The following is a 15687-nucleotide window of genomic DNA, read 5'->3' as shown; positions in this document are numbered from 1 at the left end:
CCTTACTTACGGAATGGGAAGTTAAACGCCGCTAATAAAGCACGTCCTTCTTCGTCAGTCTTAGCTGATGTAGTGATTGTGATGTCTAAACCACGAATCTTATCAACTTTATCGTAATCAATTTCAGGGAAAATGATCTGCTCACGAACACCCATAGAGTAGTTACCACGACCGTCGAATGATTTCGCATTCAGGCCACGGAAGTCACGTACACGAGGGATAGCGATTGTTACCAAACGCTCAAAGAAATCCCACATGCGTGCTCCACGCAATGTTACTTTACAACCAATAGGGTAGCCTTCACGAATTTTGAAGCCTGCCACTGAGCGGCGTGCTTTGGTGATCATTGGCTTTTGACCTGAGATTGCAGCCATATCTGACGCTGCGTGCTCAAGGACTTTTTTATCAGCCAGTGCTTCACCAACACCCATGTTAAGGGTGATTTTCTCTATTCGAGGGACTTGCATAACAGACGTATAGCCGAATTGCTTTTGCAAATCAGACACTACGTTGTCTTTATAGAAATTATGCAGTTTCGCCATCGTAAACTCCAGTTACTTCACAAGTTCATTATTAGATTTGAAGAAACGTACTTTTTTGCCGTCTTCTAGTCTAAATCCAACACGATCTGCTTTACCCGTTTCCGAGTTAAGGATCGCAACATTTGATACTTCGAGTGGTGCTTCCTGTTCAATAATACCACCAGTTACGCCCGCTTGCGGGTTTGGCTTTTGGTGTTTCTTAACAGTATTTACACCTTCAATAATTATTTTACCGTTCGCTAAAACTGTAGAAATTTTACCAGTTTTACCTTTATCTTTACCGGCAATAACAATTACTTCATCGTTACGCTTTAATTTTGCTGCCATTTCGATTCCTTACAGTACTTCTGGCGCCAGTGAAACAATCTTCATGAAATTATCATTACGAAGTTCACGAGTTACAGGGCCAAAGATACGTGTACCGATTGGCTGGTTATTTGCATTCAACATAACCGCAGCGTTGCGGTCAAAACGAATTACAGAACCATCGGGACGACGTACACCTTTTCTGGTACGCACAACCACAGCTGTGTGAACATCACCTTTCTTCACTTTTCCGCGAGGAATAGCTTCTTTTACAGAAACTTTGATGAGGTCACCGATTGCTGCATAACGGCGATGCGAGCCACCAAGGACCTTAATACACATTACGCGTCGAGCGCCGGAATTATCGGCTACGTCAAGCACACTTTGCATCTGGATCATTACAGTGCTCCGCTATTTTTAATTAACTAAACTCTCTCGAGTTGCTTACCCATATCTTTATGGGTGCGGTAATATACCACCAACTTTTAGAGAAAGATAGTTTAAAAAAACGGCACTCTTTAAAGGAGCGCCGTTTATACATATGTAACTAGGCTAAAATTTAATAAAATTAAATTAAGCTTTAATTACGATTGATGCCAATGTCCAAGATTTATTCTTAGATATAGGACGACATTCGCTAATTAGCACAACATCACCTTCATTACATTGGTTTGTTTCATCATGTGCATGTAGCTTAGTCGTACGCTTCATGAATTTACCGTATAACGGGTGCTTCACTTTACGTTCGATAGCTACAACGATAGATTTATCCATCTTTGCACTGATTACTTTACCTTGAAGAGTACGAGTATTTTTTTCGCTCATTACGCACCTGCCTTCTGAGTTAGTACAGTTTTAACACGGGCAATGTCACGACGCACTTGTTTAACTGAGTGCGGCTTTTCTAACTGACCAGTGCTTAACTGTATACGTAAGTTAAATTGCTCACGTAATAAGTCTAGAAGTTCAACATTTAGCGCTTCAACACTTTTATCTTTAAGTTCGTTAGCTTTCATTACATCACCTTACGAGTTACAAAAGTTGTTGCTATAGGAAGTTTAGCGGCTGCTAAAGCAAACGCTTCGCGAGCTAATGCTTCAGGAACACCTTCCATTTCATAAAGAACTTTGCCTGGCTGAGTTTGAGCAACGTAGTACTCAACATTACCTTTACCTTTACCTTGACGAACTTCTAACGGTTTGCCGGTAATCGGTTTATCAGGAAATACTCGGATCCAGATTTTGCCTTGACGTTTCACATGACGAGTCATTGCACGACGTGCTGCTTCGATTTGACGAGCAGTAATTCGACCACGACCGACAGCTTTCAGTCCGAATTCACCAAAGCTTACTTCCGCGCCTTTCGAAAGACCACGGTTGCGGCCCTTGAACATTTTGCGGAACTTCATACGTTTGGGTTGCATCATTAGATATTACTCCTACTTGCGACCTTTGCGTTTTGGTTTAGAAGGTTGTGGTTCTACAGCTAGTGGTAAACCACCTAGAACTTCACCTTTAAATATCCAAACTTTAACGCCGATGATACCGTAAACAGTTAACGCTTCAGATGTTGAGTAATCGATATCCGCACGAAGAGTATGTAGAGGTACACGACCTTCACGATACCATTCATAACGAGCGATTTCTGCTCCACCTAAACGTCCACTCACTTGAACTTTAATGCCTAGAGCGCCAAGACGCATAGCATTTTGTACCGCACGCTTCATAGCACGACGGAACATTACACGACGTTCTAACTGAGAAGCGATAGAATCGGCTACTAGTTTTGCGTCAAGTTCAGGTTTACGAACTTCAGAAATATTGATTTGAGCTGGAACACCGGCCATTTTAGCAATAGCGGTGCGTAGCTTTTCAACATCTTCGCCTTTTTTACCAATTACAACACCAGGACGTGCTGTGTGAATAGTCACACGTACACTTTTCGCTGGACGTTCAATGGTAATTTTAGACAAAGAAGCATTTTTCAATTTCTCTGTTAAAAATTTACGGATTTCGTGATCACTAAATAAGTTATCTGCAAAATCTTTTGTGCCTGCATACCAAGTAGAGCTAAATGCTTTAGTGATACCTAGGCGAATACCGTTAGGATGAACTTTCTGTCCCATTGTTTAACCCCTGTCTGATACCACTACTGTGATATGGCAAGAACGCTTCATTATACGATCGGCACGGCCTTTCGCACGCGGCATGATGCGCTTCATTGTTGGACCTTCGTTAACACAAATACTTGTGATAACGAGTTCATCAACGTCAGCGCCTTCATTATGCTCAGCGTTTGCAATTGCAGAATCTACAACTTTTTTAATCAAAACAGCGGCTTTCTTAGGGCTGTATGATAAAAGTTCTAGTGCTTTTTCTACTGAAAGACCACGAATTTGATCCGCAACCAAACGCGCTTTCTGAGCAGAAGAACGAGCGTATAAATGTTTAGCTAAAGCTTCCATAATTACCTCTATTTCTTCGCTTTCTTATCCGCGACATGGCCACGGAAAGTACGAGTTGGTGCAAATTCACCCAGTTTTTGACCGACCATTTCGTCAGTTACAAATACTGGCACGTGTTGACGCCCGTTATGGACAGCGATGGTCAAACCAATCATATCTGGAATGATCATTGAACGGCGAGACCAAGTCTTAATCGGCTTCTTCTCTCCGCTTTCCATCGCTTTCTCTACCTTCTTCAGCAAGTGTAGGTCAATGAAAGGACCCTTCTTGAGAGAACGTGGCATGGCGATACCTCTGCTTATTTCTTATTACGACGACGAACAATGTACTGATCAGTACTCTTGTTCTTACGAGTTTTGTAGCCTTTCGTTGGCACACCCCAAGGAGAAACAGGATGACGACCACCCGATGTTTTACCTTCACCACCACCATGTGGATGGTCAACTGGGTTCATTACAACACCACGAACGGTAGGACGAATACCACGCCAACGCGTAGCACCAGCTTTACCTAATTGGCGTAGCATATGTTCTGCATTACCAACTTCACCGATTGTTGCACGACACTCAGAAAGGATTTTGCGCATTTCACCACTACGTAAACGTAGAGTTACATAAGCACCATCACGAGCTACGATTTGACTGTATGAGCCAGCTGAACGTGCAATTTGTGCACCTTTAGCAGGTTTCATTTCTACAGCGTGTACCGTTGTACCTACTGGGATGTTACGCATTGGCAAAGTGTTACCCACTTTGATTGCTGCATCTTCACCAGATTGGATAACATCACCAGCATGTAGCCCTTTAGGAGCTAGAATGTAGCGACGTTCACCATCAGCATAAAGTACAAGTGCAATATTTGCACTGCGGTTTGGATCATATTCCAAACGCTCAACTTTTGCTGGGATACCGTCTTTATTACGCTTAAAGTCGACTATACGGTAGTGTTGTTTGTGACCACCACCGATATGACGAACCGTAATACGACCGCCATTATTACGACCACCAGATTTAGATTTAGCCTCTAAAAGTGGTGCGTATGGCTTACCTTTGTGCAGTTCGTGATTTACCACTTTAACAACGTGGCGACGACCTGGCGAGGTAGGTTTACATTTTACAATAGCCATTATTAATTCCTCTACTCAGCGCCAGCGAAATCGATGTCTGCACCTTCAACCAGAGTAACGTATGCTTTTTTCCAGTCGCTACGGCGACCCACACGTTGACCTGTACGCTTGGTTTTACCCTTCACGTTAAGTGTACGAACACCAGTCACTTCAACTTCAAATAGTTTTTGAACTGCGGCTTTGATTTCTGCTTTAGTTGCATTTCCAGCAACTTTGAAGACCATAGTATTATGGTTTTCAGCAGATAAAGTACCCTTTTCAGAGATATGCGGTGCTAGGATAACTTGTAATAAACGTTGTTCACTGATCATGCTAAGCTCTCCTCAATCTTTTTAACTGCGTTAGCAGTTACCACTACTTTATCAAATGCGATAAGACTTACTGGATCAATACCTTGCACATCACGAACGTCTACTTTGTAGAGGTTACGCGCTGCTAAGAATAGATTTTCATCTAACTCTTCAGTAATGATTAGAACGTCTTTCAGATCCATTTCTTTTAATTTAGCTTTCAACTCTTTGGTTTTCGGAGATGAAACACTAAAATTCTCTACAACGATCAGACGATCCTGACGAACAAGTTCAGACAGAATGCTTCTCACTGCGCCACGGTACATTTTTTTGTTTACTTTGTGGCTGTGGTCCTGTGGACGCGCAGCAAAAGTAACACCACCACCAACCCAAATAGGGCTACGGATAGTACCAGCACGAGCTCGACCAGTTCCTTTTTGACGCCATGGCTTCTTACCACCACCGCGAACATCAGAACGGTTCTTTTGAGCACGAGTGCCTTGACGAGCGCCAGCTGCATACGCAACGACTACCTGATGTACTAGGGCCTCGTTGAATTCGCGTCCAAAGGTAGCGTCAGAAACTTCAAGTGCACTTTGTGCATCTTTCAATACCAATTCCATTACTAAATCCTTGGTTATGCTTTAACAGCAGGTTTAATGAACACATTGCCGTTTTTCGCACCTGGTACTGCACCTTTAACGAGCAGTAAGTTACGTTCAACATCAACACGAACAACATCAAGATTCTGAGTCGTTACACGCTCATCACCCATGTGACCAGACATTTTTTTGCCCTTGAAAACACGACCCGGTGTTTGACACATACCAATCGAACCATTAGAACGATGTGATAGTGAGTTACCGTGAGTTGCGTCTTGCATAGAGAAGTTCCAACGCTTAATACCGCCTTGGAAACCTTTACCTTTTGACTGACCTGTTACATCTACTTTCGTAATATCATTGAAAATTGCAACACTAAGCTCAGCGCCAACTTTGATATCTGTACCTTCGTTCTCATCCAAACGGAATTCCCAAAGACCACGACCTGCCTCAACACCTGCTTTCGCAAAGTGTCCAGCTTCAGGTTTAGTTACACGACTAGCTTTCTTAGTGCCAGTTGTTACTTGGATAGCTTGGTAGCCATCAGTATCAAGTGTTTTAACTTGAGTAACGCGGTTAGGTGTACATTCAAGAACTGTAACTGGGATAGAAACACCATCTTCAGTGAAGATGCGAGTCATACCAATTTTACGACCTACTAGACCGATTGTCATTGTTGTAACTCCTTCTAACCCAAGCTGATTTGAACATCAACGCCAGCAGCTAAATCTAGCTTCATTAGTGCGTCAACAGTCTTTTCAGTTGGTTCTACGATATCAATCAAGCGCTTGTGAGTGCGGATCTCATACTGGTCACGTGCATCTTTATTTACATGCGGTGATACTAGTATGGTGAAACGCTCTTTACGAGTTGGTAGTGGGATAGGACCACGTACCTGAGCACCTGTGCGCTTTGCAGTTTCAACGATTTCCGCCGTTGACTGATCGATCAGCTTGTGATCAAAGGCTTTAAGGCGAATACGGATTCTTTGGTTCTGCATGGACCAAAACTCCAATAGTTAAAAATACGACATACAAATAAACACCTGACAACCTATACTAGATAGATTTCAAGTGTATATTCAAACTAATGCTTCCCAATCGGAAGCTTTTGATAACCAAACTCTATAAATAGAAATAAGGTTATGGGCCTGTTGCCCGCCTGCTACATAAGCAAGTGCGTGCATAATACAGTAATGGTGTGACATAGCAAGCTTTTGTTGCTGATTTGTTTAAAAAGCAAACAAAGAAGGTGAACTAAATTTATATAAATGGAGTATATACCCATGATACTTCAAGGTGCCAAGTCAGCAAATAAAATTGTGCCTAGATACTAGGCATAAAATTGAAGCCTAGTTAATCTAAGCCGAAATTTTATAACGACGTAGATTGGTGCAAATTTTCTTGTCCTGCGGGGCGCAAGCTCTAAAATCAGCCCTGCATTACAACAATCGAAAAGGGAGTAACCATTACCTCATGCTGCGCCTTGCTCTGATTGCCGAGCTTGTGCCTGGCAAAGCACCTGAAGTAACATGGGTATAAGTAAGGAAGGCCTTTAACTATTTAACGGCTTTCACAATACCCAATATTGATTGATAACAACGTTGACAAAAGGTTGCGAACTATTGCAACTTATCTTTGTATAAACAAAAACCAGTGTCAGGCATAAAAAGTCCACTAGCTACTTGCATAAGTAAACAGTAATTGAATGTATTCTCGCCTACACCCTGTAGGAATCAAAACTAGAGCGACCCAGCACGGAGTATAGGAGAAAATTGGAGAGGGACATATTATGGCACACTCCGACTTTCCCACCTATGGAGTACTTACGAATAATGAAAGAAGCACAAAAAGCAAATCTATGGCAATCTATTCTTATTAGGCTCTGTTGTAGAGCTAAACGTACAGCCAAATCATGTACACTTATTGGTACCCCCCCCGAAAGATCTATTTCAGAAGTTCTTGGAGCAGTAAAAAGGCGGACCGCAATAAGGGTCTTTAAGCAATTCCCATACTTAAAGAAAAAGCCATATTGGGGTAACCATTTTTGGGCGAAGGGATATTGTGTAGACACAGTTGGAGTTGATGCTGAAATGATAAGAAAGTATGTAAAGTATCAAGAAAAACTTGAAAAGCAACATGAATTAAAATTTTAATAATTTAGATATAATGGGACAGTAAAGTTTGCCTTCTATGAAGGCAAACCACAGCCCCCTTCTAGGGGGTAAAAAGCAAAGCCACCTTCTAAGAAGGTGGATATTTAACTATCATATGATCTAACAAACATATAACAGCCTGCTAAAACCGCTAATGGAATAACGGGATCTAATAGTGAACCCTGACTACCAAATAGGAGATTTAATATCATCACGAATGTTCCACCAATTCCCCAAGCAATAGTGGTGGGTACTGTCCACATAATCAATTGCTTTTTAACTTCAGTAACACCCATTAAACGGTTAACAATGTGAAATAATGAATCGTTAAAGTAACCAGCAAATAGGCTTCCCATTGTCGCTGCTGTTGCTGCATATAAAAGATTAATATCTGGAATTTCCATTAACACAGGTGCAGATATTGACGCTGCGGTGATCATTGAGACAGTCCCACTCCCCTGAATAATACGTACCAATGTTGCAATAATAAACGGAATCATGATTGGCGATATCGGCATTGAAGCAACTTGAACTGCAATTTCTGCACCCGCGCCTGTTTCACGTAATACCGCACCTAATGCTCCACCTGCACCTGTGACCAGAAGAATGATGCCGCAAGTAGAAATACCTTCTTCAAGCTTAGTGTTAACCTCTTCCTTATTCAGGTGCTTACCTAGTGTGTAAACAGCCAATAAAGTTGAAACTGAAAGTGCAATAACAGGAGTGCCCAAGAACTCGATGGTCTGTCCTAACACGCTGCTAGAGAGTCTTTCTAAACCAAAAATACTTTCAAACAATCCCATCAAAGATTTAAATAAAATAAGTATAATAGGCACAGCAATTGGTGCGATAGACTTAGTTAATGAAGGTAATACTTTTGCTTCCTTACTTGCTAAGTAATCTGAATGTTCGCGTCGAAGTTGCTCTTTACTCTTATTAAGGTGTTCAACAGGAATATACTCAGGAAAACGTTTTTCTAACCAACGTGCATACCAGATAATACCCATGATAGAAGGCACTGCAACAAGAAGCCCTAAGCCAAGCATCGAAGCTAAACCAACCCCAAAAATACTTGCTACACCGAGTGGACCGGGGGTCGGAGGAATTGCATGATGTGCAACAACAAGACCACCAGCTAAAGCAACGGTTAAAGTAACAATTGAACGTTGTGATGATTTAGATAACGATTTTGCAATTGGAAAAAGAATAATAAGTGCGCTATCAACAAAGATAGGAATAGAAACAATATAACCTGTTATCGCTAATGCGACCTCTTCTTTTTTCTTACCTAGCCATTTAACAATATTATAAGCAATTGATTCACCAGCACCTGAAGATTCGAGGATCGCCCCCATCATTACACCAAGGCCGATGACGATACCAATGCTACCTAGGGTACTACCAAAACCACCACTAATTGCTGACATGGTGTCATTAACACTTAGTCCCCCAATAAGGCCCGCTATACACGCAGCGATAAGCATTGCAATGAGTACATGAACTTTTGTTCTGAGTACAAGAAAAATTAGAACGGCAACAGCGACCATTAATCCTATTACAGAAGTAGGTAGCATCATAATTCACACCCCTTTTGATTTGTATTGTTAACCTCAAATGATTTAAAAATGTCAGTAAAACTACTGTCAGCAATAAACCCCATGCTCAGTTCAATGTCGTTATTAATACACTGAGGCCAGCTACCTACAATTTGAGATATTTGTGGATCATGTTCATATGAAATGAATGAGGAAAGGTCTTGTCCTGATACGCTATTCATTGTCTTGATCATCTCTGCGGGTGTCACTTGAATTCCTGGTAAATTTAAGGATTTGAAATTAAGCAGTGCAAGTTTTTCTGTGCTAATTAGCCCTGCATGTAAAATATTTGCAATTACTTTTTCAGGGCTTGAGATCCAAAGTTTTAAGCTTGAATCCACAGGGCAGTTAGATTTTTCTCCGTTTAAAGGCTCACGTATAATCCCACTCACGAATGAACTGGCCGCTTTATTTGGCTTTCCTGGTCGGATACAAATGGTTGGTAAGCGAACAGTAATTCCATTAACAAAGCCTTTACGGCTATAATCGTTAACCAAAAGTTCACATATTGCTTTTTGAGTACCATAGCTTGAAGAGGGTTGCATCGCTGTCATCGGCATTATTTCAGCGGGTAACTGCCCACCAAATACGGCTAGTGAACTAGAAAAAATAAAGCGAATATTAGGGTTTGTTTTGCGACATTGCTCTAGTAGAAGTTGAGTCGTTGTGAGATTAATTACCATACCTAAATCAAAATCACTCTCTGCATGACTTGATACAATAGCTGCAAGGTGGAATACATGGGTAATATCTGCGGTGATCACTTGCTCTATATTTTGCTGGATAGTCATATCAATTTTAAGAGACTCGATGCGAGGGTCACTACCCGTTAATGTTGATTCGTGTATATCAACTAACGTGATTTTTTCAACATCAGTACGCTTGAGTAATGCTTCTGTAAGCTTTGTTCCTATAAAACCAGCCCCACCAGTAATTAATACCTTCATATTCATATCCTTTACTATTATGTTCATGATAGGTGGCATCATTGCCACCTATATTCGTTATCATTCATCACGAGAATCTACTGCCTATCGATTTTCTGGCGTTAATAGCGATAGATTTACATTGATATTTCTACTTCTTCTTATAAGTAGGGATGAACCCAGCTTAGGCCCTCTTCAGTTGTTTTTTTAGGATTGTATTCACAACCAATCCAACCGTGATAACCCGCTTCTTCTAAAACATTAAAGAGATGTGGATAATTTAGTTCACCCTCAAAAGGCTCGTGTCTTTCGGGAATAGAAGCGATTTGAACATGTCCAATAAATGGTGCGACCTCCTTAATAAGAGTGCTTAAATCACCATCCATAATTTGGGCGTGATATAAATCTAATTGCAACTTCACATTAGGACGATTAACTTGCTTGATTAACTCAACAGCATCACGTTGATGGCTAATAAAATAATTTGGTACGTCTCGATCATTGAGAGGTTCAATCATCAACTCGATACCTTGCTCTGCAAACTTGTCAGCGGCATAACGAATATTTGAAATAAATGTAGCGACGTGCTGTGCTTGCGTAAAACGTCCATCAATTAATCCCGACATTGCATGTACTTTTTTACAATTGAGTGCTTGAGCATATGTTATTGCTGTAATGACACTTTCTTTAAACTCCTCTTCACGTCCAGGGATAGCGGCAAACCCACGCTCTCCTTTATCCCAATTACCTGGAGGCATATTGAAAAGTGCTTGTTCAAATTGATACTGTTGCATTTTTTCAGCAAGATCTTTTACCTCAAAAGCATAAGGAAATAGATACTCGATAGCTTTAAAGCCAGCTTGATGTGCTTTCTCGAAACGCGCTAAAAAGGGTACTTCTGTAAATAACATGGTGAGGTTTGCTGCAAATTTAACCATTACTTGCCCCTTCCTTTTAAATCTGTAATTTCATCGTGGCTTAGATAGCGAACAGCTTTGTTTTCTAATAAAAAAATTAGTTTGGCTGTTTCTTCTAACTCTTCTGCGTTATCTACTGCATCAATAAAGTCTGTTCCAGTGATCACTGAACCATGATTTGCGAGTAAAAATGCACGATGGTTAGCCACACGTTTTACGAGTTCTTCAACGATCTTCGGATCACCAGGGCGTAAATAAGGGATCACTGGTAACTCCCCAATGCGCATCACAAAGTAAGGTGTAAATGCTTTGATCGCATTATTAACATCAAGCCCTTCAAGGCATGAAAGTGCGGTTAGATATGTGGAGTGCAAGTGAACAATTGCATTGCAGTCAGGTTTGTTACGATAAAGAGCAAGATGGAAGGCCACCTCTTTTGAAGGTTTATTGCCAGAAATATGCTCCCCGTCAATATTAACCACAGAGAGTTCTTCAGCCACCAAGCGTCCAAATGAAGATCCTGTCGGCGTAGTTAGATAATTGCCATCAGGTAATTTTAAAGAAAGGTTACCAGCAGCGCCTGTCGCGTAACCTCGTTCAAACATGGAGAGCGCAAGAGTTACCATTTGTGATCTTAACTGTTGCTCAGTTATAACTTGTTGTGCAGTCATAGAAAGAATCCTTGTGCTTTTGCGAAGAAATTTTCATCCCCAAAATTGCCAGATTTCAGTGCTAGTGATAACTCATTGTCAATTGATTTAACCCAAGGAACACCCGGAGCAATTTGAGGGCCGATATAAAAGCCTTTAATCGCTAAACTTTGTGTTACAACACCCGACGTTTCTCCCCCTGCAATAATAAAGTTTTTCACTCCTTTTTGACGTAAGTTAATCGCTAGCTCACTAAAGAAAGCCTCAACAGCATGGCTTGAAGTGTGCGCACCAAATTTTTCTTGGATGACTTTAAGCATTTTAGCGTCTGCGGTAGCGTAAATAATCGGTGCTAAGCTACCTTGATTATTGGCTGTTACCCAGTTAGACACTTCATTCACATATTTGTCATTAGTTAGGCATGACTCCACATCTATAGCAAAGTGTGGGGCTTGTTGTTTATAAATAGAGACCTGCTGATTTGTCATTTCAGAGCAAGAACCTGAAAGTATTACCGTAGATCCTTTTACAGGACTGCCCGTGTGTTTTGCATTGTGTGGCTCTTTAAGATGACCAGCCCAGTTTTTTGCAATACCAGCCGCTAATCCAGAGCCACCAGTAATTAATTTTAATGACTTTACTGCTTCGGCCAGTTTCACTAAATGTGCAGTATTAAATGCATCCACAATGGCATAACGGTGACCTTGTGTTTTTAGCTCGTCGAAACGCGCCGAAATGGCAGTTGTACCTAGTTCAATTGTGTTGTAATTAACTAAACCAGAAGTACCTTTTGATTGCGCATCCATCAAGCGCATTAAGTTTGAATCTTTCATCGGGGTAACAGGGTGATTACGCATGCCAGAATCACTCAGCAAATCACTGAATACGAATAGATGTCCGTTGTAAACAGTACGTCCGTTCACAGGTAATGCAGGGCATATTATTGTGAAATTTTCGCCTAATTCCGCTAATAAAGCATCTGTCACAGGCCCGATGTTACCATCAGCTGTGCTGTCAAACGTAGAGCAATACTTAAAGTAAAATTGCTGGCATCCTTGTGATTTAAGCCAGTTAAGTGCAGAAATAGAATCTGCAATTGCTTCATCGACAGGGCAAGAACGAGACTTTAAGCTAATAACAACAGCATCGGCTGATGCATTAATCGCAGTTGTTGGAACACCATTTAATTGAATTGTGCACATACCATTATCGACAAGAAAACCTGCAATATCGGTAGCACCAGTAAAATCATCCGCAATAACACCTAATAACATGTTTATTTCTCCATACCGGGAAGGTTAATACCGTTAAATACTTTGATGACAGCACTGTCATCTTCTTTACCAAAACCCGTATTACTTGCACTCACGAACATGTTTAATGCTGCGCTTGACAAAGGTAGAGGGAATTTTAAACATTTAGCAGTATCAGCGACCAAATTTAAATCTTTAACAAAAACATCAACTGTAGACATTGGTGTATAATCACCATCTACAACATGTTTCATTCTATTTTCAAACATCCAAGAGTTACCTGCAGAGTTGGTCACAATCTCGTACATAAGATCAAGTGGAATATCAGCACGAGCTGCAAGTGCCATTGCTTCAGCTCCTGCCGCAATATGCACACCCGCGAGTAATTGATGAATAATCTTAATTGTTGCACCTAAACCAATGGCTTCACCCACGTTGTATACCTGTGCTGATATCGCATCTAAAATGGGAGCAAGAGCGCTGAAGGCTTGCGTAGAGCCAGAAGCCATAACAGTCATCTCGCCGGCTTCAGCTTTTATCGCACCGCCTGAAACAGGTGCATCTAGCATGATCAGTTGATGCTCTTTTAATTTAAGTTCAAACTGCTTTGCATCTTCTGCAGAAACGGTGGCAGATATCATCACTGGTGTATTTGGCTTTAACGCAGCAGCAAAACCAGAGTCAAATAATACGTTGTTAACTTGCTGTGCATTTACCAATAGCACTAATACAGAGTCTAATTGGTCTGCAAAATCTAACGCATTGCTTGATGTTGCTTTTGCACCAAACTCTTTAATTGTTTTTAGCGCTTGTTCGTTTAGATCAACGCCGTATACATCCAAGCCCGCACGGACACACGACTTAGCAGCACCCATTCCCATTGAGCCTAATCCAATAACTCCTACCGATTGAATCTCAGACATTTAATTTCACCTCAAGTATTAAATTTTTAATACATTTAATGTATTAATTAAGGCTTGTGATTATATGTGAAAAAATCATCAATAATGAGCGATTAGTCACACATTTAACAATTAACAACAAAAGAAAACAAAATACAACAAAACATAACAAAATAAAGCAAGTTTAGGTAAATGGCATTGCCTAGTTAGTAATAGATGAGGTTTATGTAGGGGAGTTGTTTAAATTAAAGTGCTATTGAGTAATAGCGGATTATTGTGATTGAATGCCACGTAGGTATAAGTAAAAAATCAATCAGAAGCACACTGTTAGCAAAACATTGATAACATTTATTCACAAAAATAGAGGAAATTGTTAGAATGTTGGAAATAAATAGATAATAGAAGAGAGCTTATGATACCCGTTGAACGCCAAAGAACAATTTTATCGCTATTATCTCAACAGGAGGTCATTAGCATTTCAGAGTTGGTGAAGCAACTTAACGTATCACACATGACGATTCGCCGTGACATTATAAAACTTGAACTCTCAGGAAAGGTAATGTCGGTCTCTGGTGGTGTACAACTTACCAAGGCCATTTATAGTGAACCTTCACACGATGTGAAGATAGAACATCAAGCAGAGCAAAAAATGTTAATTGCTCAGATTGCAGTTAAATTGATCAGTGCAAATTCAACAATTTATCTTGATGCGGGAACTACTTCACTGAAAATAGCACATCAACTCTCACATCGGGATGACTTGCGCATTATTACCAATGACTTTGCAATAACGGCTTATCTAATTAATCATAGTCAATGTGAAGTTTATCATACGGGGGGGAAGGTTGATCGTAAAAACCAGTCTGCTATTGGCGGAAAAGTTTCCATGTTTCTACTTAGTATGAATATAGATATTGCGTTTATCTCTACCTCTTCATGGAATTTAAAAGGGCTATCAACCCCCACTGCAGATAAAATACAGGTAAAAGATGCCATTGCAAAATCATCCCAAATTACTTATTTGATTTCTGATTCAAGTAAATATGGAAAGGTTGCTACCTTTCACGCATTAGATATCAATAAGTTAAACGGTGTTATCACAGATTCAGGCCTAGCAGACAATATAATTTCAGAGCTTAGAGAGCAAGGAATTGAAGTTTATTACCAGTAATGAAAGCGTACGAAAATACTTAATAAAGCATACAAATAATAGTTTTTAAAATAAGCTAGAACGGATAAAACTGAATAGGAAGTTCCAATTGTTGTGAGCTTACGGCAACATAGTGTGACACAACCAAATAAACAGGTTAATTCAAGCTATTAAATTTTAGGCACAACGATACTTAGGAAATTAACCTAAGTATTGTTGTGTGTAGAAAGAGTTAGCTATTTTTTAGGTAATTCCGTGGGGAGGATGGGTGTAAAAATATGTGTGTAAATATTTTTTAGCTTCTTCGTAAGTCACGTATAAATGCTATTTTTCCATATAACTTACCCGTTTTTAATTCTGCTTCAATAGCACCTTGATAATCATTATGTTCTAACATAAGTGATAATAAGATCTCTCCGCACGTAATGTATGACGAGTATTTTTTAATGCATCACCTTTAATGAAATTTTCAGGGTGGGGTTTATGTAAACGAAAAATATCAGGGAAACCGATAAAAGAGCATCAAGAGGTGATTGGGCATGCGAGTGCCATCGACGAGGCATTTTTTGAATTGCATAAAACGATACAGAGCCCCCTGTGTCAGGATAGTTGTCGCCTCTAAATTTAATTAGAGGTAATAATAATGAAGAGAAGTTATTCAACATCATTTAAAATACAAGCAGTAGAAAAGGCGCTTAATCGAAATGATAATACTACATTGACAGAAATTGCAGCGTCTTTAGGTGTTGGTGTATCAACACTTTGTACATGGACGACCAAAGCCAAAAATCAAGAGTTTGAAACTGCTT

22 protein-coding genes and 1 pseudogene are annotated in these 15687 nt (G+C 40.3%); 3 read left to right on the top strand and 20 right to left on the bottom strand.

Features of this window, described 5'->3' with window-relative positions; all coding sequences use genetic code 11:
• Positions 1-2 precede the first annotated feature (2 nt).
• From rplE to rpsJ, 14 genes are all read right to left on the bottom strand, one after another.
• Complete coding sequence (gene rplE / locus G322_RS0103045) at positions 3-542, bottom strand: 50S ribosomal protein L5 (RefSeq protein ID WP_022940339.1); 540 nt, start codon at positions 540-542, stop codon at positions 3-5.
• A gap of 12 nt (positions 543-554) precedes the next feature.
• Positions 555-869 carry a 50S ribosomal protein L24 gene (gene rplX / locus G322_RS0103040; protein ID WP_022940338.1) on the bottom strand — a complete coding sequence of 105 codons (315 nt, stop codon included), beginning with the start codon at positions 867-869 and terminating at the stop codon, positions 555-557.
• A 9-nt stretch (positions 870-878) separates the two neighbouring features.
• Positions 879-1247 (bottom strand): 50S ribosomal protein L14, encoded by a 369-nt coding sequence (rplN, locus tag G322_RS0103035; protein WP_022940337.1) that lies wholly within the window; start codon positions 1245-1247, stop codon positions 879-881.
• 174 nt (positions 1248-1421) lie between these two features.
• Positions 1422-1673 (bottom strand): 30S ribosomal protein S17, encoded by a 252-nt coding sequence (gene rpsQ, locus G322_RS0103030; RefSeq protein ID WP_022940336.1) that lies wholly within the window; start codon positions 1671-1673, stop codon positions 1422-1424.
• Entirely contained in the window at positions 1673-1864 is a 192-nt protein-coding gene (rpmC, locus tag G322_RS0103025; RefSeq protein WP_022940335.1) for a 50S ribosomal protein L29, read from the bottom strand. Before rpmC ends, rpsQ begins: the two co-directional genes overlap by 1 nt.
• Positions 1864-2274 carry a 50S ribosomal protein L16 gene (gene rplP / locus G322_RS0103020; RefSeq protein ID WP_022940334.1) on the bottom strand — a complete coding sequence of 137 codons (411 nt, stop codon included), beginning with the start codon at positions 2272-2274 and terminating at the stop codon, positions 1864-1866. Before rplP ends, rpmC begins: the two co-directional genes overlap by 1 nt.
• A gap of 12 nt (positions 2275-2286) precedes the next feature.
• Positions 2287-2973: a 30S ribosomal protein S3 gene (gene rpsC / locus G322_RS0103015; protein WP_022940333.1), complete on the bottom strand. Its 687-nt coding sequence runs from the start codon at positions 2971-2973 to the stop codon at positions 2287-2289.
• Positions 2974-2976: 3 nt separating this feature from the next.
• On the bottom strand, positions 2977-3312 hold the full coding sequence (rplV, locus tag G322_RS0103010) for a 50S ribosomal protein L22 (RefSeq protein WP_022940332.1): 336 nt from the start codon (positions 3310-3312) through the stop codon (positions 2977-2979).
• A gap of 8 nt (positions 3313-3320) precedes the next feature.
• A complete protein-coding gene (rpsS, locus tag G322_RS0103005; protein WP_015464033.1) occupies positions 3321-3596 on the bottom strand; it encodes a 30S ribosomal protein S19 in 276 nt (91 codons plus the stop codon).
• A gap of 14 nt (positions 3597-3610) precedes the next feature.
• Positions 3611-4438 carry a 50S ribosomal protein L2 gene (gene rplB, locus G322_RS0103000; protein ID WP_022940331.1) on the bottom strand — a complete coding sequence of 276 codons (828 nt, stop codon included), beginning with the start codon at positions 4436-4438 and terminating at the stop codon, positions 3611-3613.
• An 11-nt stretch (positions 4439-4449) separates the two neighbouring features.
• Entirely contained in the window at positions 4450-4749 is a 300-nt protein-coding gene (rplW, locus tag G322_RS0102995; RefSeq protein ID WP_022940330.1) for a 50S ribosomal protein L23, read from the bottom strand.
• Positions 4746-5351, bottom strand: a complete 606-nt coding sequence (gene rplD / locus G322_RS0102990; RefSeq protein ID WP_022940329.1) for a 50S ribosomal protein L4 — start codon at positions 5349-5351, stop codon at positions 4746-4748. The genes rplW and rplD overlap by 4 nt, the downstream gene beginning before the upstream one ends.
• Before the next feature lie 14 nt (positions 5352-5365).
• Positions 5366-6004: a 50S ribosomal protein L3 gene (gene rplC, locus G322_RS0102985; RefSeq protein ID WP_022940328.1), complete on the bottom strand. Its 639-nt coding sequence runs from the start codon at positions 6002-6004 to the stop codon at positions 5366-5368.
• Between the two features lie 14 nt (positions 6005-6018).
• The gene (gene rpsJ / locus G322_RS0102980; protein WP_011771756.1) at positions 6019-6330 is read right to left on the bottom strand and encodes a 30S ribosomal protein S10; all 312 of its coding nucleotides are present in this window, start codon (positions 6328-6330) and stop codon (positions 6019-6021) included.
• 886 nt (positions 6331-7216) lie between these two features.
• On the opposite strand from rpsJ, the pseudogene tnpA reads away from it, so the two are divergent.
• Positions 7217-7485 (top strand): annotated as a pseudogene (gene tnpA / locus G322_RS21615) (IS200/IS605 family transposase); the annotation flags it as partial.
• Between the two features lie 104 nt (positions 7486-7589).
• Here the strand turns inward: tnpA and G322_RS0102970 are convergent.
• The 6 genes from G322_RS0102970 to ltnD all read right to left on the bottom strand — a co-directional run bounded on the left by G322_RS0102970 (position 7590) and on the right by ltnD (position 13749).
• Positions 7590-9062: a GntP family permease gene (locus G322_RS0102970; RefSeq protein WP_022940327.1), complete on the bottom strand. Its 1473-nt coding sequence runs from the start codon at positions 9060-9062 to the stop codon at positions 7590-7592.
• Positions 9059-10027, bottom strand: coding sequence for a D-erythronate dehydrogenase (gene denD, locus G322_RS0102965; protein ID WP_022940326.1), 969 nt, complete (start codon positions 10025-10027; stop codon positions 9059-9061). The genes G322_RS0102970 and denD overlap by 4 nt, the downstream gene beginning before the upstream one ends.
• 140 nt (positions 10028-10167) lie before the next feature.
• Positions 10168-10944, bottom strand: a complete 777-nt coding sequence (otnI, locus tag G322_RS0102960) for a 2-oxo-tetronate isomerase (protein ID WP_022940325.1) — start codon at positions 10942-10944, stop codon at positions 10168-10170.
• Complete coding sequence (otnC, locus tag G322_RS0102955; RefSeq protein WP_022940324.1) at positions 10944-11594, bottom strand: 3-oxo-tetronate 4-phosphate decarboxylase; 651 nt, start codon at positions 11592-11594, stop codon at positions 10944-10946. Before otnC ends, otnI begins: the two co-directional genes overlap by 1 nt.
• Positions 11591-12847 carry a 3-oxo-tetronate kinase gene (gene otnK, locus G322_RS0102950; RefSeq protein WP_022940323.1) on the bottom strand — a complete coding sequence of 419 codons (1257 nt, stop codon included), beginning with the start codon at positions 12845-12847 and terminating at the stop codon, positions 11591-11593. The genes otnC and otnK overlap by 4 nt, the downstream gene beginning before the upstream one ends.
• Positions 12848-12849: 2 nt before the next feature.
• Positions 12850-13749: an L-threonate dehydrogenase gene (gene ltnD, locus G322_RS0102945; protein WP_022940322.1), complete on the bottom strand. Its 900-nt coding sequence runs from the start codon at positions 13747-13749 to the stop codon at positions 12850-12852.
• Positions 13750-14140: 391 nt separating this feature from the next.
• On the opposite strand from ltnD, the gene G322_RS0102940 reads away from it, so the two are divergent.
• On the top strand, positions 14141-14899 hold the full coding sequence (locus G322_RS0102940; protein ID WP_022940321.1) for a DeoR/GlpR family DNA-binding transcription regulator: 759 nt from the start codon (positions 14141-14143) through the stop codon (positions 14897-14899).
• 622 nt (positions 14900-15521) lie between these two features.
• On the top strand, positions 15522-15687 hold a 166-nt coding region (locus tag G322_RS24730), incomplete at its 3' end, for a transposase (RefSeq protein ID WP_033421992.1).

The organism is Psychromonas hadalis ATCC BAA-638 (assembly GCF_000420245.1).
In the GTDB taxonomy this organism is placed as follows: domain Bacteria; phylum Pseudomonadota; class Gammaproteobacteria; order Enterobacterales; family Psychromonadaceae; genus Psychromonas; species Psychromonas hadalis.
The sequence above is the reverse complement of the archived record's forward strand: the minus strand, read 5'-3'. Positions and strand labels throughout refer to the sequence as shown.